25 protein-coding genes are annotated in these 22,279 nt (G+C 65.5%); 14 read left to right on the top strand and 11 right to left on the bottom strand.

Going from position 1 to position 22,279, the window contains the following annotated elements; all coding sequences use genetic code 11:
* Positions 1-114 precede the first annotated feature (114 nt).
* Complete coding sequence (locus IFT55_RS02400; RefSeq protein WP_192088783.1) at positions 115-1,101, bottom strand: quinone-dependent dihydroorotate dehydrogenase; 987 nt, start codon at positions 1,099-1,101, stop codon at positions 115-117.
* Positions 1,102-1,395: 294 nt separating this feature from the next.
* On the opposite strand from IFT55_RS02400, the gene IFT55_RS02395 reads away from it, so the two are divergent.
* From IFT55_RS02395 to IFT55_RS02345, 11 genes are all read left to right on the top strand, one after another.
* Entirely contained in the window at positions 1,396-1,824 is a 429-nt protein-coding gene (locus IFT55_RS02395) for an SUF system Fe-S cluster assembly regulator (protein WP_192088782.1), read from the top strand.
* The gene (gene sufB, locus IFT55_RS02390) at positions 1,824-3,296 is read left to right on the top strand and encodes a Fe-S cluster assembly protein SufB (protein WP_192088781.1); all 1,473 of its coding nucleotides are present in this window, start codon (positions 1,824-1,826) and stop codon (positions 3,294-3,296) included. Before IFT55_RS02395 ends, sufB begins: the two co-directional genes overlap by 1 nt.
* Entirely contained in the window at positions 3,293-3,589 is a 297-nt protein-coding gene (locus tag IFT55_RS02385; RefSeq protein WP_192088780.1) for a hypothetical protein, read from the top strand. Before sufB ends, IFT55_RS02385 begins: the two co-directional genes overlap by 4 nt.
* Before the next feature lie 37 nt (positions 3,590-3,626).
* A complete protein-coding gene (gene sufC / locus IFT55_RS02380) occupies positions 3,627-4,370 on the top strand; it encodes a Fe-S cluster assembly ATPase SufC (protein ID WP_192088779.1) in 744 nt (247 codons plus the stop codon).
* Positions 4,367-4,705 (top strand): hypothetical protein, encoded by a 339-nt coding sequence (locus IFT55_RS02375; protein WP_192088778.1) that lies wholly within the window; start codon positions 4,367-4,369, stop codon positions 4,703-4,705. The genes sufC and IFT55_RS02375 overlap by 4 nt, the downstream gene beginning before the upstream one ends.
* Entirely contained in the window at positions 4,702-5,784 is a 1,083-nt protein-coding gene (locus tag IFT55_RS02370; protein WP_192088777.1) for a SufB/SufD family protein, read from the top strand. Before IFT55_RS02375 ends, IFT55_RS02370 begins: the two co-directional genes overlap by 4 nt.
* Positions 5,785-5,920: 136 nt before the next feature.
* Positions 5,921-7,135 (top strand): cysteine desulfurase, encoded by a 1,215-nt coding sequence (locus IFT55_RS02365; protein WP_192088776.1) that lies wholly within the window; start codon positions 5,921-5,923, stop codon positions 7,133-7,135.
* Positions 7,132-7,593 (top strand): SUF system Fe-S cluster assembly protein, encoded by a 462-nt coding sequence (locus IFT55_RS02360; protein WP_192088775.1) that lies wholly within the window; start codon positions 7,132-7,134, stop codon positions 7,591-7,593. Before IFT55_RS02365 ends, IFT55_RS02360 begins: the two co-directional genes overlap by 4 nt.
* Positions 7,593-7,940 (top strand): HesB/IscA family protein, encoded by a 348-nt coding sequence (locus tag IFT55_RS02355; protein WP_192088774.1) that lies wholly within the window; start codon positions 7,593-7,595, stop codon positions 7,938-7,940. Before IFT55_RS02360 ends, IFT55_RS02355 begins: the two co-directional genes overlap by 1 nt.
* A gap of 23 nt (positions 7,941-7,963) precedes the next feature.
* Entirely contained in the window at positions 7,964-9,994 is a 2,031-nt protein-coding gene (locus tag IFT55_RS02350; RefSeq protein ID WP_342029209.1) for a TonB-dependent receptor, read from the top strand.
* Between the two features lie 47 nt (positions 9,995-10,041).
* Complete coding sequence (locus IFT55_RS02345) at positions 10,042-10,194, top strand: hypothetical protein (RefSeq protein WP_192088773.1); 153 nt, start codon at positions 10,042-10,044, stop codon at positions 10,192-10,194.
* Between the two features lie 4 nt (positions 10,195-10,198).
* On the opposite strand, the gene IFT55_RS02340 is transcribed toward IFT55_RS02345, so the two are convergent.
* The 7 genes from IFT55_RS02340 to IFT55_RS02310 form a co-directional block, all read right to left on the bottom strand.
* Positions 10,199-10,555 (bottom strand): hypothetical protein, encoded by a 357-nt coding sequence (locus IFT55_RS02340; protein ID WP_192088772.1) that lies wholly within the window; start codon positions 10,553-10,555, stop codon positions 10,199-10,201.
* Positions 10,556-10,602: 47 nt separating this feature from the next.
* Complete coding sequence (locus IFT55_RS02335) at positions 10,603-10,812, bottom strand: hypothetical protein (RefSeq protein WP_192088771.1); 210 nt, start codon at positions 10,810-10,812, stop codon at positions 10,603-10,605.
* A 62-nt stretch (positions 10,813-10,874) separates the two neighbouring features.
* The gene (locus IFT55_RS02330; protein ID WP_192088770.1) at positions 10,875-11,087 is read right to left on the bottom strand and encodes a cold-shock protein; all 213 of its coding nucleotides are present in this window, start codon (positions 11,085-11,087) and stop codon (positions 10,875-10,877) included.
* Between the two features lie 225 nt (positions 11,088-11,312).
* Complete coding sequence (locus IFT55_RS02325) at positions 11,313-11,738, bottom strand: hypothetical protein (protein ID WP_192088769.1); 426 nt, start codon at positions 11,736-11,738, stop codon at positions 11,313-11,315.
* A gap of 273 nt (positions 11,739-12,011) precedes the next feature.
* On the bottom strand, positions 12,012-14,972 hold the full coding sequence (uvrA, locus tag IFT55_RS02320) for an excinuclease ABC subunit UvrA (RefSeq protein ID WP_192088768.1): 2,961 nt from the start codon (positions 14,970-14,972) through the stop codon (positions 12,012-12,014).
* Between the two features lie 65 nt (positions 14,973-15,037).
* A complete protein-coding gene (locus IFT55_RS02315; protein WP_192088767.1) occupies positions 15,038-15,343 on the bottom strand; it encodes a GCN5-related N-acetyltransferase in 306 nt (101 codons plus the stop codon).
* Positions 15,344-15,346: 3 nt separating this feature from the next.
* The gene (locus IFT55_RS02310) at positions 15,347-16,156 is read right to left on the bottom strand and encodes a DUF1206 domain-containing protein (RefSeq protein WP_192088766.1); all 810 of its coding nucleotides are present in this window, start codon (positions 16,154-16,156) and stop codon (positions 15,347-15,349) included.
* Between the two features lie 121 nt (positions 16,157-16,277).
* Here IFT55_RS02310 and IFT55_RS02305 point away from each other — a divergent pair, with 121 nt between their 5' ends.
* The gene (locus tag IFT55_RS02305; protein WP_192088765.1) at positions 16,278-17,084 is read left to right on the top strand and encodes an energy transducer TonB; all 807 of its coding nucleotides are present in this window, start codon (positions 16,278-16,280) and stop codon (positions 17,082-17,084) included.
* A gap of 1 nt (position 17,085) precedes the next feature.
* On the opposite strand, the gene IFT55_RS02300 is transcribed toward IFT55_RS02305, so the two are convergent.
* Positions 17,086-17,556, bottom strand: a complete 471-nt coding sequence (locus tag IFT55_RS02300) for a vgr related protein (RefSeq protein WP_192088764.1) — start codon at positions 17,554-17,556, stop codon at positions 17,086-17,088.
* A 140-nt stretch (positions 17,557-17,696) separates the two neighbouring features.
* Positions 17,697-18,386: a hypothetical protein gene (locus IFT55_RS02295; RefSeq protein WP_192088763.1), complete on the bottom strand. Its 690-nt coding sequence runs from the start codon at positions 18,384-18,386 to the stop codon at positions 17,697-17,699.
* A gap of 172 nt (positions 18,387-18,558) precedes the next feature.
* Here IFT55_RS02295 and IFT55_RS02290 point away from each other — a divergent pair, with 172 nt between their 5' ends.
* Positions 18,559-19,641, top strand: a complete 1,083-nt coding sequence (locus IFT55_RS02290) for a helix-turn-helix transcriptional regulator (RefSeq protein WP_192088762.1) — start codon at positions 18,559-18,561, stop codon at positions 19,639-19,641.
* A 26-nt stretch (positions 19,642-19,667) separates the two neighbouring features.
* On the opposite strand, the gene IFT55_RS02285 is transcribed toward IFT55_RS02290, so the two are convergent.
* Positions 19,668-20,102, bottom strand: a complete 435-nt coding sequence (locus IFT55_RS02285; protein ID WP_192088761.1) for a copper chaperone PCu(A)C — start codon at positions 20,100-20,102, stop codon at positions 19,668-19,670.
* A gap of 158 nt (positions 20,103-20,260) precedes the next feature.
* Here IFT55_RS02285 and dnaK point away from each other — a divergent pair, with 158 nt between their 5' ends.
* Complete coding sequence (gene dnaK, locus IFT55_RS02280; protein WP_192088760.1) at positions 20,261-22,168, top strand: molecular chaperone DnaK; 1,908 nt, start codon at positions 20,261-20,263, stop codon at positions 22,166-22,168.
* The last annotated feature ends 111 nt before the right edge of the window (positions 22,169-22,279 follow it).

The raw sequence follows: 22,279 nt of genomic DNA, 5'->3' as shown, positions 1-22,279 counted from the left end.
CCAGCGGCCCTCTTGCCTGAGCGCGGCGTGAGGGCTTGCTGCGCAGGCTGACGCAAAACCTACTTCTACCTTCGCGTCTCCGCGCCTTCGCGTGAACCCACTTCTTCCCGAAACCTACAACCCGGCAACGATCCGCCCAGCCAGTCCCGGCCCCTCATACACAAGTGCGCTGTACAGCTGCACCAGACTGGCCCCGGCATCGATCCGCCGCCGCGCCTCGTCCGCCGATCCGATCCCGCCCGCCGATACCAGCGGGATGGCACCGCCCGAAATCTCCCCCGCCTCGATCAGCTTCGCCAGCGCCAGCGGGGCGAGCGGAGCGCCCGACAGTCCGCCCGTCTCCGAAGCATGCGCCGACCGCAACGTCGCCGGTCGGGAAATGGTCGTGTTCGACACGATCAGCGCGTCGATCCCGCCATCGATCGCCGCCCGCACCGCGGCTTCCATTCCCGCCCGCGACAAATCGGGCGCGACCTTCAGGAACAGCGGCACCCGCCTGCCGCCGACATGGCGCGCACCGTCGCTGGCGGCGATCAATTCGCCCAGTTCGGGCTGCGATTGCAGGTCGCGGAGGCCCGGCGTGTTCGGGCTGGAAATGTTGATCGTGACATAATCGGCCAGCGGCGCGGCCTTGCCTACGCCGGTCGCATAGTCGGCGATGCGGTCGACCGAATCCTTGTTCGCGCCGACGTTGATGCCGATCACGCCTGGCCGGGGCGTCAGTGCCGCGATCCGCGACAGCGCCGCATCGATCCCGCCATTGTTGAACCCCAACCGGTTCACCACCCCCCGATCGTCGGGCAGGCGGAATATCCGCGGTTTCGGATTGCCCGGCTGGGCCAACGGGGTCAGCGTACCGACCTCGACGAACCCGAATCCCAGACCGAGAAATCCACGTACGGCGCGGGCATCCTTGTCGACGCCCGCCGCCAGCCCGACGGGATTGGGAAAGCGCACGCCCGCCACCGTCACCGCATGCCGCGCATCGGTTTTGGGCGCGAGGGGCGTACCGGACCGGCCCCACGCCTCTAGCATCGCGATGGTCAGCGAATGCGCGCGTTCGGCGTCGAGCGCGAAGAGCAGGGGGTGATACCAGGCCATGCGCGGTGCTGTATCGGGCGTGTGTCGGCGAAGGAAGATGCTTGGTTCACGCGGAGGCACGAAGAGGATGGAGGTTCCGTTCATGCGGAGGCGCAGAGACAGTTGGCCGTCCCGGAGGCGGCATCGCGAGCATCGCCACTCCGCGCGAACCGGCGTTCCGCTTCGTGACTGCAGCGCATCGCGGGAACCGCATCGAAGTCGCAAACCGATCACACCGATCGAAACAAAGCCGGTTGACCACGCCCCCCTTCCGCACCACATGCCAATCCGACCGGATCGATCCGATTGGAGCATATGCGTCTTTCCAGCCTTGCCGACTATGCCGTCGTCCTGCTCGCCGCCACCGCGCGGCGGGGCGGGGACGCGCGTATCACGGCGACGGCGCTGGCAGAGGAAACCGGCCTGCCGCTGCCGACCGTGCAAAAGCTGGTCAGCCGCTTGTCCGCCGCCGGCCTGATCGAAACCGGACGCGGCACCGGGGGCGGCTTCCGTCTCGCCCGCGTCGCCGATGCGATCAGTCTGGCGGATATCATCGAGGCGATCGAAGGACCGATCGCGCTGACCACCTGCGTCGACACCACGCGCCACGACTGCGCGGTGGAAGCGGCCTGTGCGATTCGTCCGCATGCCAGCACCGTCAACGGCGTCGTCCGCGGCGCGCTGGCGGGTGTCAGTCTGGCGACTTTAGCGAACACCGGGGCGCGTCCCCAAGAGGTACTGTGATGGCCACGAAGAATGCCGAAGCGTATGCCGCCGCGAACAAGAAGTACGAATGGGGCTTTTCGTCCGATATCGAACAGGACTTCGCGCCGAAGGGGCTGAGCGAGGACACGGTCCGCTATATCAGCGCCAAGAAGAACGAGCCGCAATGGATGCTCGACTGGCGGCTGAAGGCGTTCCGCCTGTGGCAGACGATGGAAGCGCCCGATTGGTCGAAGCTGAACATCGATCCGATCGATTATCAGGACGCCTATTATTACGCCGAGCCGAAGGCGAAGCCGAAGCTGGGTTCGCTGGACGAGGTCGATCCCGAGATCCTGCGGGTCTATGCCAAGCTGGGCATCCCGATCGAAGAGCAGAAGGTTCTGGCGGGCGTCGAGGGCGCGGTGCCGCCGCGTCGGGTCGCGGTGGACGCGGTGTTCGACAGCGTGTCGGTCGCGACCACGTTCCGCAAGGAGCTGGAGGCGGCGGGCGTCATCTTCCGGTCGATCAGCGAGGCGATCCGCGAATATCCCGATCTCGTCCGCAAATGGCTGGGCAAGGTCGTGCCGCAGCGTGACAATTTCTTCGCGACGCTCAACAGTGCGGTCTTCAGCGACGGCACGTTCGTGTACATTCCCGAAGGCGTGCGCTGCCCGATGGAGCTGTCGACCTATTTCCGTATCAACGCGGAAAATACCGGCCAGTTCGAACGGACGCTGATCGTCGCCGACAAGGGGTCGTACGTCTCGTATCTCGAAGGCTGCACCGCCCCGATGCGCGACGAGAACCAGTTGCATGCCGCCGTCGTCGAACTCGTCGCGCTCGACGATGCGGAGATCAAGTACAGCACCGTCCAGAACTGGTATCCCGGCGACGAGAACGGCAAGGGCGGAATCTACAATTTCGTGACCAAGCGTGCGCTGTGTCAGGGAAAGAACAGCAAGGTATCGTGGACGCAGGTCGAGACTGGAAGCGCGATCACGTGGAAATACCCGTCCTGCGTCCTGGCCGGCGAAAACAGCGTCGGCGAATTCTACTCGGTCGCGGTCACCAACAACCGGCAACAGGCCGATACCGGCACCAAGATGATCCATCTGGGCAAGGGGTCGCGGTCGACCATCGTGTCGAAGGGGATTTCGGCGGGCCGCAGCGACAATACCTATCGTGGCCTCGTGCGCGTCGGTCCAATGGCGGAGGGCGTGCGCAACTTCACCCAGTGCGACAGCCTGTTGCTGGGCGACCAGTGCGGCGCGCATACCGTGCCGTACATCGAGGTCCGCAATCCGTCGGCGCAGATCGAGCATGAGGCGACCACGTCGAAGATCAGCGAGGACCAGATGTTCTACGCGATGCAGCGCGGTCTCGACAGCGAGGCGGCGGTCGCGCTGATCGTCAACGGCTTCGCGCGTGAGGTGCTGCAACAACTGCCGATGGAATTCGCCGTCGAGGCGCAGAAGCTGCTCGGCATCAGCCTCGAAGGGTCGGTGGGGTGATCATTCCGTTGTTGCTGGCGGTGCAGGCCCCGGCGACGGCGGTCTATGCCGATTGCCTGTCGGGGCACATCAACGCCGACGCACGCATGGTGAAGCCGCCCGCCGATGAAGCGGGTCGCCTCGCGATCTTCGACGATGCGGCAAAGACGTGCGCCACCGCTCGGGCGAAGGTGCCGAAGACGCAGACGGCGTTGCTCGACCGGATCGATGCCTCGCTGAAACAGGTGCTCGCCAATCCGCAGGCGGCGGAGGCCGAATTCGGCACCGACCCGCTGGAACGTGAAACGCCTTGAGATATTCGCGGCCGACGCCGCACGAACAGGACCGACGATGCTGAAAATCGAAAACCTTCACGCCGAAATCGACGGCAAGGAAATTCTCAAGGGGCTGTCCCTGACCGTGAACGCCGGTGAGGTCCATGCCATCATGGGCCCGAACGGCGCGGGCAAATCCACGCTAGGCTATGTGCTGGGCGGTCGTCCCGGCTATGAGGTCACGCAAGGCTCGGTGACCTTCGCGGGCGAGGACCTGCTGGAACAGGACCCCGACGCGCGCGCCGCCGCCGGCCTGTTCCTCGGCTTTCAGTATCCGGTCGAGATTCCCGGCGTATCGAACGTCCAGTTCCTGCGCGAGGCGCTCAACAGCCAGCGTCGCGCACGTGGCGAGACGCCGTTGTCGGGTGGCGAGTTCCTGAAACTCGCTCGGGCACAGGCCGATGGTCTCGGGATGGACCTCGACATGCTCAAGCGGCCGGTCAATGTCGGCTTTTCGGGCGGCGAAAAGAAGCGCAACGAGATGGTGCAGATGGGCATCCTCGACCCCGCGCTTGCGATCCTTGACGAAACCGACAGCGGTCTCGACATCGATGCACTTCGGATCGTCGGCGACGGTATCAACCGCATCATGCGCCAGCCGACCAAGGCGGTGATCCTCATCACACATTACCAGCGGCTGCTCGACTATGTCCGGCCCGACAATGTCCACGTGCTGGCCGATGGCCGTATCGTGCGGTCGGGCGGCCCGGAACTGGCGCACGAACTGGAACGCGAAGGATATGGAGCGATCGCGGCATGATCGCCATTGCCCTGCTGGCCGCGGCGCAAGCCGGTGGTCTGCCTGCTCCCGTTACGGAGGAAGAGATCATCGTAACTGCGCGCAAGATGCAATGGATCGAGGTCGATATGAAGGCTCCGAGACGCAACGGCGTGCTGACGATTGCACGATGCCGGGTAACGAAGCCAAGCGGTCATGCGGAATTGGATGCGATCCCGTGCGGCGTCGCGCATGAGTGCATCGCCGATGCCCCGGCGAGCCGGAAGCTGCTGGCGCGTTGCGTGGAAGAGCGTTCGCAAGGGCGGCTGGATGCCGTAGCCGCGGCTTGGCGGCAGGCGGCGGGAATCGTTCGATGACCGGACCCGTTCTTCCGTCGCCGCGTGACGAGGCCTGGCGCTGGGCCGATCTCGCCACGCTCTCCGCTGCTGCCGCCACCGTTCGGGGTCCGGCGCAGGTCGCCGACGCGCACTGGCTCGACATTCCGGGCGCGCGGATCGTGTTCATCGACGGCGTCTATCAGCCGCAGGCGAGCGATCCGCAGCATGTCGTGCTGTCGTCGCTGACGCTCGACACCGCGCATGCCTTGGGCGTGCAGGCGTCGGGCGCGACGGGCTGGTCGATCGACCTGTCCGCCAGCGAGATCGCGTCGCCGGTGCAGATCGTCCACATCGCCACCGGTGCGGAAAATCACCTCCCGGCGCAGATCGCGCTGGACGAGGATGCCGTCGCACAGGTCGTCGAAACCCATATCGGGACCGGCTGGACCAATCGCCTGACCCAGATCGATCTGGAGCGCGGTGCGCGGCTGATGCGCGCCGTGCGGCTGATGCAGGACGGCGGTTTCGTGTCGATCCGCGACGAAGCGGTGGTCGGTGAGGCAGCGAGTCTCGTCACGCAGTATCTCGGCGCGGGCGCGATGGGCACCCGCATCGATGCCACGCTGACACTCGATGGCGATGGCGCGTTCGTCGATTATGGCGGCGCGTTGCTGACCCGTGCCGAACAGCGGCAGGAATGCGCGGTTACCGTCCGGCATCAGGCGCTGAACGGATCGAGCCGCCAGACGTGGCGCGCCGTGGCCGCCGGTCGGAGCCAGGCGAGCCTCGCCGCACGCGTAGAGGTCGCGCGCGGCGCACAGAAGACCGATGGCGAACAGTCGCTGCGCGGGCTGTTGCTCGATCGTACCGCGACGGTGAACCTGAAGCCCGAGCTTGAGATCTTCGCAGACGATGTGAAGTGCGCGCATGGTGCGACCGTCGGTGAACTAGATCGCCGAGCGCTGTTCTATCTGCGCAGCCGCGGTTTGCCGGAAGCACGGGCGCGGGCGCTGCTGACCCGTGCGTTCGTAGCGGACGCACTCGACCGCATCGGCGACAACACTGTCCGTGATGCTTTTTCGGCCGATGCCGAGCGCTGGCTCGACGTCGCGCTGTGATCCGTCCGCCCGCCTTTGTCGCGCGATGCGTGCCGGGGGCGGGCGATCGCCCGGCTGCGATCGTCGGCGGATGCCGTACCCGTTTCGACGATCGCAGCACCGATCGCGTTGAGTTTACCTGTAGGAGCGCGGCCGCATGACCCTTCTCGCCGACACCCGCCCGCTCGATTACGTTGCCGATTTTCCCGCGATCCCCTCGGGCTGGGCGTATCTGGATACGGCTGCGACCGCGCAGAAGCCGCAGGTGGTGATCGACGCGATCACGCGCGGCTACGACACCAGCTATGCGACGGTCCATCGCGGCGTGTACCAGCGATCCGCCGACATGACGCTCGCCTATGAAGCGGCACGCCGCCGGGTTGCGGGCTTCATCGGTGCCGCCGCGCCGGAGGAATGTGTTTTCGTGCGTGGCGCGACGGAGGGGATCAACCTAGTCGCACAGGGTTGGGCGGCACGGCATCTGAAGGCGGGGGACCGTATCCTGCTGTCGATGCTCGAACATCATTCCAATATCGTGCCGTGGCAACTGGTCGCCGAACGGGTCGGAGCGGCGATCGACGTGGTGCCGCTGACTGCCGATGGCCGGATCGATCTGGATGCCATGGCGGCGATGATCCGTCCCGAACACCGGCTGGTCGCACTGGCACAGGTGTCGAACGTGCTCGGATCGGTCCTCGACGGGCGCCGCGCCGCAGATATCGCGCATTCGGTCGGGGCAAAGCTGCTGCTCGACGGATGTCAGGCGGTGCCGCGGATCGCAGTCGACGTCGCGGCACTCGACTGTGATTTCTACGTCTTTTCCGCGCACAAGCTGTACGGCCCGACCGGCATCGGCGTGCTGTGGGGCCGCGCCGAGCTGCTCGACGCGATGGACCCGGTGCAGGGTGGCGGCGCGATGATCGATCGCGTCACCTTCGCCCGCACCACCTATGCCCCACCGCCTGCACGGTTCGAGGCGGGGACACCGCATATCGTCGGCGCGCTGGGCCTGCATGCCGCGATCGACTATGTCGAGACGATCGGGCTGGGGGCGATCCATGCCCACGAAACCGCGTTGGTACGCATGACGCGCGAGGCGCTTGGCCGGATCAATTCGGTCCGTCTGCTGGGACCGGACGACAGCGCCGGAATCGTCAGTTTCGAGGTGGAGGGGGTGCATCCGCACGATGTCGGCACCATCTTGGACGAGGAACGCGTGGCGATCCGTGCCGGCCATCACTGCGCGCAACCGTTGATGGACGTGCTGGGTGTCCCCGCGACCGCCCGGGCCAGCTTTGGCGTGTATAACGGAGCGGGCGACGTCGATGCGCTGGTACGCGGACTGGAACGAGTGAGCAGGATTTTCGGATGAACGACGAACGCAGTTTCAGCGTCGAGGAAGTCGACGCGGTCGCCCCGCCACCCAAGGCACGGGTCGAGGACGTGACGCCCGAACCGCGTCGTCGCGACTATCTCGACGGTTTTCTTGCGCAGAAGCCCGAACCGGTCGGGTCGGGCGAACCCGGCGGCGATATCTACGAAGCGGTCGTCGCGTCGCTCAAGGAAATCTATGACCCGGAAATCCCGGTCAATATCTATGACCTCGGGCTGATCTACGGCGTCGAGGTGGCGGACAACGGCCATGTCGTCGTGTCGATGACGCTGACGACGCCCAATTGCCCGGTGGCGGAATCGATGCCGGCCGAAGTCGAACTGCGCGTCGGCGCGGTCGCCGGCGTGTCGACCGCCGACGTCAATCTCGTCTGGGACCCGCCGTGGGATCCGCAGAAAATGTCGGACGAAGCCAAGCTCGAACTGGGGATGCTGTAATGGCCACGCGCGTTCGCCCGGCGGCGATCAACCTGACATCCGGCGCACATCGTCGCATCGCCGACCTGATGGCACGCGCGCCGGCGGATGCCATCGGCGTCAAGCTGTCGACGCCGCGTCGCGGCTGTTCCGGCCTGGCGTATTCGGTCGACTATGTGACGGTCGCCGATCCGATGGACGAACGGATCGAGACCCCCGGCGGCACCTTCTTCGTCGATGGCGGATCGATCCTGTATCTAATCGGTTCGACGATGGACTGGGTGGAGGACGACTTCACTGCGGGGTTCGTCTTCGCCAACCCCAATGCCAAGGGCGCATGCGGGTGCGGGGAAAGCTTCACGGTCTGACCATCGGCCGTTCGGAGTATTTGTTGAAGAAAATCATGGGCTTGCTGGCGGTTCTTCCGACGTCGGCGATGGCGCAGAGCGTCGACGAACCGGAGATCGTCGTCACCGGACGCGGGCTGGATGATGCTCCAGGCGACCGCGTGTACGATATCGTCACCCTCGACCGCGCACGTATCCTCGACGCCGCGAGCGGGCGGCTGGAGGACGTTCTGCGTGACGTCGCGGGCCTGCAGCAGTTCCGCCGATCGGACTCGCGCACCGCCAACCCGACCAGTCAGGGGATCACCCTGCGCGGTCTTGGCGGAAACGCGTCCAGTCGCGCATTGCTGTTGCTCGACGGCGTTCCGCAGGCGGACCCGTTCGGCGGCTGGGTTGCGTTTCCGGCCTATGCAACCGATCGTCTGGGTCGCATCCGCGTGACCCGTGGCGGGGGTAGCGGTATCGCCGGCCCCGGCGCGCTGGCGGGCACGATCGAACTGGAAAGCATGACGCCCGGGGAACTCGCGCCTCTGTCGGGCAGCGTGGCGGCAGGCAGCCGCGGATCGATCGATGGCCGGGCCGCGGCGTCGCTGGTCCGCGACGGCGGCTTCGCGACCGTTTCGGGTGCCTATGTGCGTGGTGACGGGTTCGTGCCGGTGGTGGCGGGGGATCGCGGTGCGGCGGACCGGCCCGCGCCGTTCGAACAGGCGAGCGGCGCGGTACGCGCGGTGCTGTCGCTCGACAATGCGACCGAATTACAGGCGAATGTTTCCGCCTTCACCGACCGTCGCGACCGCGGACTGGATTTTACCGAGAACAGTAGCGAAGGGGCCGATGCCAGCCTGCGTCTGGTCGGGCGCGGCGCCGTCGGCTGGTCGCTGCTCGGCTATCTCCAGACGCGCGCGTTCGCCAGCCGTTTCGCAAGCGTAGGAGCCGGACGGGCGAGCACGACGATGACCCTCGATCAATATAATGTTCCCGCCACCGGATGGGGCGGGCGCGCGGAGATCGCGCCGACGTTCGGTGCGGTGGCCGTGCGGGCCGGCGGCGATCTGCGCGTGGTCGAAGGGCAGACGCAGGAACTTTACAGCTATGTCGCGGGAAACCCGACCCGTCGCCGGGCGGCGGGCGGACGGAACGTTACCGCCGGGGCGTTCGTCGACCTGAGCGCCGGACGGGAGTCGCTGACCTTCAGCCTCGGTGGGCGGATCGATCGATGGAGCGTGGCCAATGGCCGGTTGCTCGAAACGCCGCTGGTGGGCGGGGTGCTGACCGACAGCAGCTTTGCCGACCGGTCGGGGTGGCAGCCGACCGGCCGGGCAGGGGTAGCGTGGACCAAAGGCGCGATTACGCTGCGATCGGCAGGCTATCGCGGCTGGCGGCTGCCGACATTGAACGAACTATATCGACCGTTTCGTGTGGGAGCTGACGCCACCGCCGCAAACGCCGCACTTCGTCCCGAGACGATGTGGGGTGGTGAAGTCGGACTGGGGCTACGCCCGGCGCGTCAGGTTCGGATGGCCGCGACGGCGTTCGTCAACGACCTGCACGACGGTATCGCCAACGTCACGGTCGCCAACGGGCCGGGGACGTTCCCCGGCGTCGGCTTTGTATCGGCTGCCGGCGTGTTCCGGCGGCGGGCCAATCTGGACCGTATTCGGGTGCGCGGCGTCGAACTGGACGCGCAGGCGCAGTCGGGTCCGGTCGAAGCGCGCTTATCCTATGCCTATACCGACGCGGTCGTCCGCGATCCGACGCTGGACGGGTTGCGCCCTGCGCAGACGCCAGCACACAGCGCCGCCGCGACGATCGGTTGGCGGCGTGAACGGGCAGGGGTGTCGGCGACCGCACGCTATATCGGGCGGCAGTTCGAGGATGACGGCAATACGCGTTCGCTGGACGATGCGTTGACGTTCGACGGGGTGATAACGCTGCCAGTGACGCCCGGGCTGCGGATCGAGGCACGCGCCGAAAATCTCACCGATGTCCGGGTCGAAGCCGCTATCGGCGCGGACGGTGTCGTCGAGCGCGCGGTTCCACGCACGATCTGGATCGCGGCGCGGTTCGGGGGTTGATGCAACGAAGGCCCGGTCCGGTGGTTGATCGGTGGAGGAGAACGATCATGGCCGACGGTAATCTTTCGACCGAACATCAGAACAAGGGCGACGCCAAACAGCCGAGCGATACGCTGGATCGCCCGGCCGATAAGGTACATCCAGCACGCGATTTCGATCCGACGAACGATGTCGGGAAAGCCGAGCCGTCAGACGACTGACGGTTCAGCCACTGTTGCCGGCGGTTTGTGATGCCATGCTGCCGCGCGGTTCCACCATCGAAGGCGCAGGCCCGGTCGCAGGCCGGAGTGCGTCACGTTCCGACGCCGGAACTGCGGCGGTAGGATCGGGTCGGAATGCGTCCGGCGCCCGATCGTTCGAGCCGGGATGCGGCCGATCGAGCGCCAGATCCGGCGCTGGATGTCCCGTGTCACTGGTGGCAGTACGGTTGCGACGGGCGAGTAAAATCCCCGCCAGACCAATTACGACACCGGTCGCGGCGATAGCCACCGTGCGGATGGTCGAAACTCCGACATCACGGCGCACCGGCGGCTTCTGTTTGAATTTCTTGTGTTTTGCCATGGACTTCCCTTTCGTTGTTCATACCAACGACCGGGATCGTTCGTGGTTCAATCGGCGAGCGTCACGTCCACACGGCGTGCAGTGGCGGCTTCGCGGATCAGGCGCTGCTCGGTCGTGCGCTCTGCACGATCGGCCATGGCGGTCCATGCCTGTTCGGCACGACGGCAACGATCGCGGACATTGTCCAGCGTCGCGGCGTCGGCATTGGCGCGCTCTACGGCGGCGCGGCTGCGATAGGCTTCGGGATTATCGGCCATGCAGTGCCCCTTTCAAAAAGACTGGCGCGGGTGGCGGACGATCCGCCACCCGCGCCGGATCATCAGTCGGCAGCGGTCAGATTGACTGCGCTGGTCTTGCCGCGACGGTCCTGCTCCAGCTCATAGCCGACGCGCTGATTCTGGTTCAGCGTAACCATGCCGGCACGTTCGACTGCCGAAATGTGGACGAATGCGTCGCCGCCACCGTTATCGGGAGCGATGAAGCCGTAGCCCTTATCGACGTTGAAGAACTTGACGGTGCCGAGAATGGCCATGGTATTTCCTTCTTTGGTATCCGGACCACGGAAACGCCCGAGGCCCGTCGCGTTGGGCTGCAGGGAAAGAAGGAACGTGCCGCAAAGCAGGGAACCGTCGATTTGCGACTTTAGCAGAACCTCATATGGACCGGTCGCGCGATTTTTGCAAGTGCCGCGCGCCGACCTGAACGGTTACAGAGGTCAGCGGCGGAGTTGGTGCACTCCGCCGCCGTCTTCGGTCCGTTACCGGCAGCGGACGTTGCGATTGCCGCTGCTGCGATCGACCGCCTGACCTGCCGCCGCACCGCCGACGCCGCCCAGCAACGCCCCGAGCAGTCCGGATCCGCCCGGACGAAGCGCGGTGCCGAGCACGCCGCCTGCGATTCCGCCGACGATCAGACCGGTCGTTCCGTCGTTGCGGCGGCAGTAATAGCGACCGTCATTGCCGACATAGACGCGGTCGTTGTTCGACAGCCGGCGTTCGCGATAGCGGCGATCGTCACGATAATATCGTGCGGCATCGTACCCGTTATAGGCTGGGTCGGGCCGGTCATAGTCATAGCGGCTATAGCCGGCATCGGCATAACCGGGCCGGCCGCCCATGCCCAAATCGGAACAACCCGAAACGAGCGTAGCTGCGGCGACGACGCCGAGGGTGAGTGCGCGCATGGCAATCCTCTCCTTTATCTGGATCAAGATCGAATGCCGATCGCGCGTATAGGTTCCATGGACGTAGGCGTATCCGGCGGCCCCGTACGAAGGGCCAGCCTGGGTGTTGGAAATTCCGTCGGGCCGGGACCGGACCATGGGTTCGATCGCCTGCCTCGTCCGATCGGCACGGCAAAAGCAGGTGCCCGTCGGCTGCTTCCGCCCGGACAACGGCGGCAACCGGCAACCGGCAACCAGCAGCCGATCCCGCCCGCCCGCGCCGCCGCCGATCGCTTATTCCGCCGCCACGCGCTGCGTCAGCAACGGTTTCAGATATCGGCCGGTAAAGCTTCCCTCTACCTCCGCGACCACTTCCGGCACGCCTTCCGCGACCACGCGACCGCCCTTGACGCCGCCTTCGGGTCCCATGTCCAAAATCCAGTCGGCGGTCTTGATGACGTCGAGATTATGTTCGATCACGACGACGGTGTTGCCCTGCTCGACCAGTTGGTGGAGTACTTCAAGCAGTTTGCGAACATCCTCGAAATGCAGACCGGTGGTCGGTTCGTCGAGGATATACAGCGTGTTACCGGTCGCTCTTCGCGCGAGTTCCTTGGCGAGCTTCACCCGCTGCGCTTCGCCGCCCGACAGGGTCGTCGCCTGCTGCCCGACCTTGACGTAGCCGAGCCCGACTTCCGCCAGCATCGCCATCTTGTCGCGGATCGGCGGCACCGCCTTGAAGAACTCGACCGCGTCCTCGACGGTCAGGTCCAGCACATCGGCGATGCTGTGGCCCTTGAACTTCACCTCCAGCGTTTCGCGATTGTAGCGTGCGCCGTGGCACACATCGCATTCGACATAGACGTCGGGAAGGAAGTGCATTTCGATCTTGAGCACGCCGTCGCCCTGGCACGCCTCACACCGGCCGCCCTTGACGTTGAAGCTGAACCGGCCGGGCTTGTAGCCGCGCGCCTGGCTTTCCGGCAGTCCGGCGAACCAGTCGCGGATCTGCGTGAACGCACCGGTATAGGTGGCGGGATTGGACCGGGGGGTGCGGCCGATCGGCGACTGGTCGATATCGATGACCTTGTCGAGATATTGCAGGCCGGTGATCTTGTCGTGCTTTCCCTGCGGAATTCGCGCGCCGTTGAGTGTGCGCGCGGCGGCGGCATAGAGCGTATCGATCGTAAAGCTGGACTTGCCCGATCCCGACACGCCGGTGATGCAGGTAAAGGTGCCGAGCGGAAGCGACGCGGTGACGCCGGTCAGGTTGTTGGCCGTGGCGTTGTGGACGGTCAGCTTCTTGCCATTGCCCTTGCGGCGTTTCGCCGGCAGCGGAACGCTGCGGGTGCCGTTCAGGTAATCGGCGGTGACCGACCCCTTGGCCTTCAATATCTGTTTGAGCGTGCCCTTCGCCACGACCTCGCCGCCATGGACGCCCGCGCCCGGCCCCATGTCGATCACATAGTCGGCGGTGCGGATCGCATCCTCATCATGTTCGACGACCAGTACGGTGTTGCCTAGATCGCGCAGCCGGCGCAGCGTCTTGAGCAGCATGTCGTTGTCGCGCTGGTGCAGGCCGATCGACGGTTCGTCCAGCACGTAGAGCACGCCCGACAGCCCGCTGCCGATCTGCGAGGCGAGGCGGATGCGCTGGCTTTCGCCACCCGACAGCGTGCCGCTGGTTCGGTCCAGATTGAGATAATCGAGACCGACATTGTTCAGGAAGCCCAGCCGTTCGACGATCTCCTTCAGGATCGACGCAGCGATCGCGCGCTGCTGGTCATTGAAATGCGCCGGCATGTCGGTGAAGAACGCCAGCGCGTCGACCACCGACAGATGCGTGGCATAGGCGATGTCCTTCATCGCGATCTTGACCGCCAGCGCTTCCGGCTTGAGCCGTGCGCCGTGGCAAGTCTCGCACGGGTGCGATGCCTGATATTTCGACAGTTCCTCGCGCATCCATGCGCTTTCGGTCGACAGCATGCGGCGGTTGAGGTTGCCCAGCACGCCTTCGAACGGCTTCTTCACGTCGTACGACTTCTTGCCGTCGATGAAGGTCAGCGTGACCGGCTTGCCGGCGGTGCCGTGCAGGACGACGCGCTGGATGTCGTCGGGCAGATCCTTCCACGCGGTGTCGAGGTCGAAGCTGTAGGCGCGGGCGAGGCTCCCCAGCACCTGCATGTAATAGGGCGAGGGCGGGTTGGATTTCGCCCACGGGACGACCGCACCCTTCTTGATCGACAGTTCGTGGTTGGGGACGATCAAGTCCTCGTCGAACTCCAGCCGCTCGCCAAGGCCGTCGCACGACGGACAGGCTCCCTGCGGCGCGTTGAAGCTGAACAGCCGCGGCTCGATTTCCGCGATGGTGAAACCGGAGACGGGGCAGGCAAAGCGTTCGGAAAAGACGATACGGTTTTCGGGGATGCCGGCGCCTTTCAGCTTGCCGGTCTGCGGCGCTGCTTCGGTCGCGCGTCCTTCGATCTCGCTGGGAATGGATGGCGTGGTGCCCGCCTGAACATCCGCGACGGTCGTGTCGATCAGGTCGACATAGGCGAGGCCGTCCGCCAGTTTAAGCGCCGTTTCGAAGCTTTCCGCCAGTCGCGTCGCAATGTCCGCGTTCACGACCAGACGATCGACCACGACCTCGATATCGTGCTTGAACTTCTTGTCGAGCGCGGGTGCGTCCTCGATCAGAACGACCTCGCCATTGACGCGGACGCGCTGGAAGCCGGCCTTTTCCCATTCGGCCAGTTCCTTGCGATACTCGCCCTTGCGACCGCGCACGACGGGTGCCAGCAACAGCAGTCGCGTACCTTCGGGCAGCGCCATGACGCGGTCGACCATCTGGCTGACGGTCTGCGCACTGATCGGAAGGCCGGTGGCGGGCGAATAGGGAATGCCGACACGCGCCCACAACAGGCGCATATAGTCGTAGATCTCGGTCACGGTCGCGACCGTCGAGCGCGGGTTGCGGGACGTCGTTTTCTGCTCGATCGAGATGGCGGGGCTGAGCCCTTCGATATGCTCGACATTCGGCTTCTGCATCAGTTCAAGGAACTGGCGCGCATAAGCGGACAATGATTCGACGTACCGCCGCTGCCCCTCGGCATAGATGGTGTCGAAGGCGAGGCTGGACTTGCCCGATCCCGACAACCCCGTGATGACCGTCAGCGTATCGCGCGGGATGTCGATATCCACGCCCTTGAGGTTGTGTTCCCGCGCGCCGCGGACGGAGATATGGGTCAGGCTCATGGGGTCCGTTCTATCTTCGTTCTTCGGGTAATGCCAGTCGGGCAGATGGGGTCGCGATCCGGCGGTTACGAGGGGCGGCGGGTCCGGCGCCAGTCGAGCGACCGACGGTTCAATACGGCCAGATCGGCCGTTCCAGCCTGCACCGCGTCGGCCAGCGCGACCGCACGAGCAAGCGTGGCGGGATCGGCATGGACATAGGCGGGACGTCCGGTGATGTGATCGTACCAGCACCCGCCGCATGCGTTGTCGAGCAGGATGCGCTGGAAGCAGTGATCCGCCGATACCGGCCAGTTGCGCGACTCTGCCAGCGCGGGCAGCGTGCGGCGGGTCAGGTCAAGCCAGCGCCTGCGTAGCGCGTCGTCCGCGTCCATCGCTCAGCCCGGTAGATCGACCGAGATCCGCCGCCAGCGGGCTTCGACGAAGCTGTATGCCCCGAAGGCGATCAGCCCCAAGCCAGTCAGGCCGAGCAGCAACTGTCCGCCCGACTGACGCTGCAACGTGCCCAACGCCTGCGCCATACCGCCCGCCTCGTCCGCATCGGACGCATATGCGGCCGCCGCGAAGAACAGCGCGATCAGGGTGAAGACGAGCGCGCGTGCGCCGTAACCGATGCGACCGATGGTGCAGACATGATCGGGCACCGGCGTACCGGGCGACAGATCGCGAACGAATTTGCCGGTCCATGCCTTGGTTGCCTGCTGCACCGCCGCCGCCAGCAGTGCGCATGCGACGAGACCGACCAATATCTGGCCCAACGGCTGGCCAAGCAGCCATGCGGTCCAGTCCTGCGCGCTATCCTCTCCACCGGCACGCCCGCCGGCAGCCTTGCCTGCGTGCAGCGCGAGACGTGCGGCGGTCCAGGCAAGGATGACGTGGGCGATGCCGCTGACGGCGTGGCCTGCCCGGCGGAACGCCCCCTTTGCGGTGCCTCCCCGTGCCTCCGGATCGGTCACCGCTTCTGTCAGTCGCCAAAGTGCATAGCCGGCAAGTCCGGCCGCCATGACGCCGAGCAGGATTTCGCCGAACGGTTCGTCCACAAGGCTGGCAATCGCACCCTGATTGTCACCGACCTTGCCGCCGCGAAACGCCGCGTCGATCGCGAACCATCCGACGATGACATAAACGACGCCCCGCGCAGCAAAGCCGAGGCGGGCGAGCGCGGTAGCGCCGGTGCGGGTGGTCATGAGGCAGGACTTTCAAAATCGTTTCGCCGCCTCAACAGTTTGAGCCGACTTGCGGTTCCGGTGATTGCGAAGGGTATGGTCGGGTGGCATCCTCCGTGCCGGAAAGCGGCATAGGGGGACAATGATGCGGACGATCATGCTGGCGGCGCTGGTGGCGTGGGCGTCGGGTGGGGACCCGCCGGCGCTCCAACCTGCCGCACCATGGAATCTCGACTATGGCGACAGCCGTTGTTCGCTGACCCGAACCTACGGCGATACCGCAGCGCCGGTCACGCTGGTGTTCGAACCCGGCTTCTTCGGCGGTACGGTAACGACGCTCGTCACCGGCACACGCAAGCAACTGGGCAGGCAAGGTTCGACGAACGTGACGCTGACGGTTCCGGGGCGCGAGGCGCCGATCAAGACGGCCGGCACGCGGTTCCACCTGCCGACCGGCGACAGCGCCGTCCTGCGATATGTTCTGGCAAGCAACGAACTCGAATCGCTGGTAGACGCGCCCGCGATCACGATTGATGCGCCGAACGGCCCATCGGTCGTCGTCGCGCTCTCGCTCGGCAAATCGGCGATAGCGAGTTTACGGCGCTGCGAAGCCGATCTCCTTCGGAAATTCGGCTATGACGCGACGAAGGTTGCCCGCGTTGCCAAGCCGCCGCGTGGCAACCCCGGCACGTTCATGACAGACCGCGATTATCCCGAAGCTGCAGGGAAGGCGAAGGTGCAAGGGCCAACCTTCGTCGGGATGACCATCGCGGCCAACGGCCGGTTGTCCGACTGTCGGATACTGCGATCGTCCGGCGTGCCGTCCCTCGATCAGGCCACGTGCCTCATCCTGTCCGAACGCGGTCGTTTTCAGCCCGGACTGGATGCGGACGGGCAGCCGGTCGAATCCTACCAGGCGCTGAACTTCGACTGGAGGCTGCCGCGTTGACTCAAGCGCCTTGCCGCTCGAACGGCAGCAACGCTTCGTACACGTCGACCGGCGGCTTGTCCTTCACCGCAATCCCCTGCCGCAACAGAAAGGCATGACGGACGATCTCCGCCTGCTGTTCGATGCCATATGCGTCGAACGGTTTGCCGGGAACGATCGTGTAGCGATAGGTGCAGAACGGGTGGCGCATCAGTGGCAACCAGAAGCGGCCGCGATGCTGCGTCTGGTGGATATGCGTCATTTCGTGGAGGAACAGCGCGGCGAGATCGCGTCCGGCCTGCGCGAAATCGTCGCGGTAGAGCGTGCCGCCCGGATGGAAATGGATGCAGCCGGTGGGCGCCATCGCGACCTGTTTCGGCTGGAAGAACGCCCATTTGCGGTTGGCGATACGCGCTTCGTCATACCGGATCGTATCCCCGAACATGGTGCGGGCGAGCGTGACTTCTGAACTGGTCAGCGGGCGGGTGGCCATGCGGACTTCTGGCCGGTTCGCCGGTCGGGGTAAAGGGCGGGAGCGGATCGTTCCGTTCACCGGCCCTCGGGTTTTGCCAAGTCGGCGCAACAGCAGCCGGCGCCGGGAAACGTCACGCATGCCGTTCCCCGGCGGGCCCGTCAGAACCGATAGCCGATGGAGAGTTGCAGGATCGGGTACACCTTGACCTTGTCGACGTCGTCCTGAAGCGAGCGGCGCTCTTCCTCAAGGCTCGCGCGGAAGGTCGCGTCGTTCGCGGCAGTGCCGGTGGCGCGGAATTCGTCGATGCGCATCGCCCCCTGGAACATCGCGCCCGCTTCGAAGCCGACCATGAAGCCGCGGCGATTCTGCCCGGCCCAGCCCAGCGTCAAGGTCGGTGCGACCTTGCGGGCGTCGGCGCGACCGCTGAGCGTTCCGACCTGTTGCTGCGTGTATACCTCACCACCGATCTCGAACGTGCCGGTCGGGGTCGCAAGGATCTCGATCTCGTTCCGGTTGATGCGCGCACCGCCGGACAAGCGGAAATTGCCGCCGAAGGGATAGATGTCGACCATCGCCCCGAACGAGCGAAGCTTGAGTTCGCCGTCATATTCCAGATCGTCGGAATCGAACGATCCGTTGATCCCGAAGAACGTCGCATTGCCGCGGATCGCGACGGTATCGTTGATACGCCACCCGAACTCAGGCCCGATGCCGAGCGATCCGGCAGTGACGCCGGCTGCGATCGTCGATTTCGGTTCGGCGTCGGCCACCGGCTGCGGTTGCGTCTGCGCCAGTGCCGGAGTCGCCATGATGGTGCCCGCTAGTGCGGCGAGGATGATCTTGCGCATTACTGAACCCCCTTGTTGATATCCCACGGTTTTTCCGTTTGAATACCTTGCATGTACGGCGACGGACTTATCCGCGCGCCGCGCGTGACTTGCCTTGGTCGTTACGCTGCGACATCCCCCGAATGGGGGAATTATCGATCGAATCGAAGGAATTCCGGGGGAAGGGGATGCGATGCGTGATCCACAAGCGATCATCGAACGGTTCCGACAGGCCGCGTTTGGCGCGTGCGACTGGAACGAAGCCTTGGCGACTGCCGCAACGGCAATGTCGGCAAAAATGGTGCATCTGGTGGCTTTGGGGGAGGATGGTGCGCCGGCATTCAACCATATCGTTGGTGCGACCGACGACATGATCGCGGAGTATCTGGCGATCGGGGGGCTGAATCCGGCGATCAACCCGCGAACGCATGTCGCGTTGACCCATGCGACGAACCGCTGTTTCGTCGACGACGACGTGATCGACGCGCAGCAGCGGGCGCGCAGTCCGATGTACCAGTTGTTCCGCCGCAGCGATGCGGACCATTCGGCGATGGTTCCGATCGCGTGCGCCGGCGCGCGCGGCAGTTTCACCGCGATGCGCAGCCGCGCCCCCTATGACGAGGATGAGCGCCGGCTGGCCGCCACGATCGTGCCGGCGATCGCGGACATCTGTGCGCAGGCGGTCACGCTGGGCAGCGCCATCGACGGCGCGATGCTGACGGCGGTGGAAGCGCTGGCGGCGACCGTCATCCTGCTGGGCGAGGGGAGGCGGGTCGTGCGGATGTCGTGCGACGCCGAAGCGTTGCTGATGGACGGTGGCTATCTGAAGGTCCGGCGCGGGCGGATCGTCGCCGCTGATCCGGCCGAAGACGTCGCGCTGTCACGTGCGTTCGCACAGGCGACGGACCCGCGGCGGCAGCGCAGGACGGTGGGGCGAATCATACTGCGCGGCACCGGCGGCGACCTGCCGATGGTGGTCGAGTGCGGTCCGCTGCCCGACCGGCCGTCGGGACCGTTTTCGCAGGCGCGTGCGATGCTGTCGGTCCGGTCCGCGCCCCATGCGCGGACGGCGGCGTTGCTGGGCGAGTTGTACCCGCTGACCGCTGGAGAGGCGGCGGTCGCGGCGTCGCTGGCGACCGGCGCGGATCTGAAGACGATCGCGACCGCGCGCGGATGTTCGGTCGAAACGGTGCGGACGCAGGTCAAGGCGCTGTTCGACAAGACCGGCGCGCGGCGACAGGGCGAGTTGATCGCGCTGTTGCACCGGACGCGCTGACCATCGCAGGTGCAGCGTGTCCTTGGTTATTCGGGGGCGGGATCGCCCGCCGCGATCAGGCGGGCGGTCGTCGTGACCGGCGGGCCATCGGCGAAGCGGAAGGTAATGGGGACGGTGCCGCCGGGTTTCAGGTCGCCGCGCACGTCGAACAGCATGGCATGGTTGCCGCCGGGGGCGAGGCGGACGATGGCCCCGCGCGGGACGTCGAGCCGGTCGAGCGGCTGCATCGTCGCCATGCCGCCATGGCCGGTCATGCTGCGATGCAGTTCGACCCGCCCGGCGGCGGGCGTTTCGATCGACAGCAGCACGCGATCCGCCGAACCCGGCGTCAGCGTGGCATAGCCGGCGGCGGGGTGGCCGGGCAGGGCGGGCAGGCGGACCCATGCGTCGTCCACCCGTGGCGCCTGCTGACAGGCACCGATCGCCAGCGCCGCCGTCCATGCCGTCCACCGCATCCGCATCGTGTACACTCCCGTTCCGATACGATTGGTTCCCTATGCCCCGCATAATCTTGCGGCAAGGCGAACCCTGCCTATATCCGCCCTCGTAACGACCCGCCGCGCCCTCCCCTGGGCCGTGGGTTTCGCAATTCGTTCAACTTGGGGGCCAATGAGGGACCATGGCTAAAGTTATCGGCATCGATCTGGGCACGACCAACAGCTGCGTCGCGGTGATGGAGGGCGGAAGCCCCAAGGTCATCGAAAATGCGGAAGGGGCCCGCACCACGCCGTCGATCGTCGCGTTCGCCAAGGATGGCGAGCGGCTGATCGGACAGCCCGCCAAGCGGCAGGCGGTCACGAACGGCGACAACACGATCTTCGCGGTAAAGCGCCTGATCGGCCGGCGATTCGACGATCCGATCACCAAGAAGGATACCGAACTGGTCCCGTATTCGATCGCACGCGGGCCGAACGGCGACGCGTGGGTCAAGGCGGGCGGCGAGGAATATTCGCCGTCGCAGATCAGCGCGTTCATCCTTCAGAAGATGAAGGAAACCGCCGAATCCTATTTGGGTGAAACGGTGACGCAGGCGGTCATCACCGTCCCGGCATATTTCAACGACGCACAGCGTCAGGCGACCAAGGACGCGGGCAAGATCGCCGGTCTGGAAGTGCTGCGCATCATCAACGAGCCGACGGCGGCGGCGCTGGCGTACGGTCTCGATAAGGACAACAACAAGACCATCGCGGTCTATGACCTTGGCGGCGGTACGTTCGATATCTCCGTGCTGGAAATCGGCGACGGCGTGTTCGAGGTGAAGTCGACCAACGGCGACACGTTCCTCGGCGGCGAGGATTTCGACGCCAAGATCGTGCAGTTCCTGGCCGACGAGTTCAAGAAGGCCGAGGGCATCGACCTGACCAAGGACAAGCTGGCACTCCAGCGTCTGAAGGAAGCGGCCGAAAAGGCGAAGATCGAGCTGTCGTCGACGCAGACGACCGACGTGAACCTGCCGTTCATCACCGCCGATGCGACGGGTCCGAAGCATCTGGTCAAGTCGATCACCCGTGCCGATCTGGAACGGCTGGTCGAAGACCTCATCAAGCGGACGCTGGAGCCGTGCAAGAAGGCGCTGGCCGATGCCGGCGTGCAGGCGAGCGCGATCGACGAGGTCGTTCTGGTCGGCGGCATGACGCGCATGCCGCGCGTCCGTGAAGTGGTGAAGAACTTCTTCGGCAAGGAACCGCATACCGGCGTGAACCCCGACGAGGTCGTGGCGATCGGCGCGGCGATCCAGGCGGGCGTGTTGCAGGGCGACGTCAAGGACGTGCTGCTGCTCGACGTGACGCCGCTATCGCTGGGCATCGAGACGCTGGGCGGGATCATGACCAAGATGATCGACCGCAACACGACGATCCCGACGAAGAAGTCGCAGGTCTATTCGACCGCCGACGACAACCAGCAGGCGGTGACGATCCGCGTGTTCCAGGGCGAGCGCGAGATGGCGCAGGACAACAAGGTCCTTGGTCAGTTCGATCTGGTCGGTATTCCCCCCGCGCCGCGTGGCGTGCCGCAGATCGAGGTCACGTTCGACATCGACGCCAACGGCATCGTCAACGTCAGTGCGAAGGACAAGGGCACCGGCAAGGAACAGCAGATCCGCATCCAGGCGTCGGGCGGCCTGTCGGACGCCGACATCGACCAGATGGTGCGCGATGCCGAGCAGTTCGCCGAGGAAGACAAGAAGCGTCGTGCCGGAGCCGAAGCGAAGAACAACGCCGAATCGCTGATCCACACGACCGAGCGTCAGCTGGTCGATAACGGCGACAAGGTTGACGCGTCGCTGAAGGCCGAGATCGAGGCGGCGATCGCCGAGACGAAGGCTGCGGTCGAAAGCGACGACAGCGATCGCATGACCGAAAAGAGCGCCGCGCTGGCGCAGGTCGCGATGAAGCTGGGTCAGGCGATCTATGAGAAGCAGCAGCAGGCGGAGGCGTCGCCCGCCGCCGATGCTGCCGGGGACAAGGCCGATGACGATGTCGTCGACGCCGAATTCTCCGAAGTCGACGACAGCCGCAAGGCGTAACCTGTTATCCTCTCCCCGCCATCGCGGGGAGCGGACCGGGAAGCGGTAGCGCCGGTCGGCATCCGTCGGCTGCGCGTCCGCCTCCATGCCTCTTCGCGGACGGGAAGAGGG

This window comes from Sphingomonas sp. CFBP 13720 (genome assembly GCF_014842075.1).
Taxonomy (GTDB): Bacteria; Pseudomonadota; Alphaproteobacteria; order Sphingomonadales; family Sphingomonadaceae; genus Sphingomonas.
This window is presented reverse-complemented; position numbering and strand designations above follow the sequence as displayed.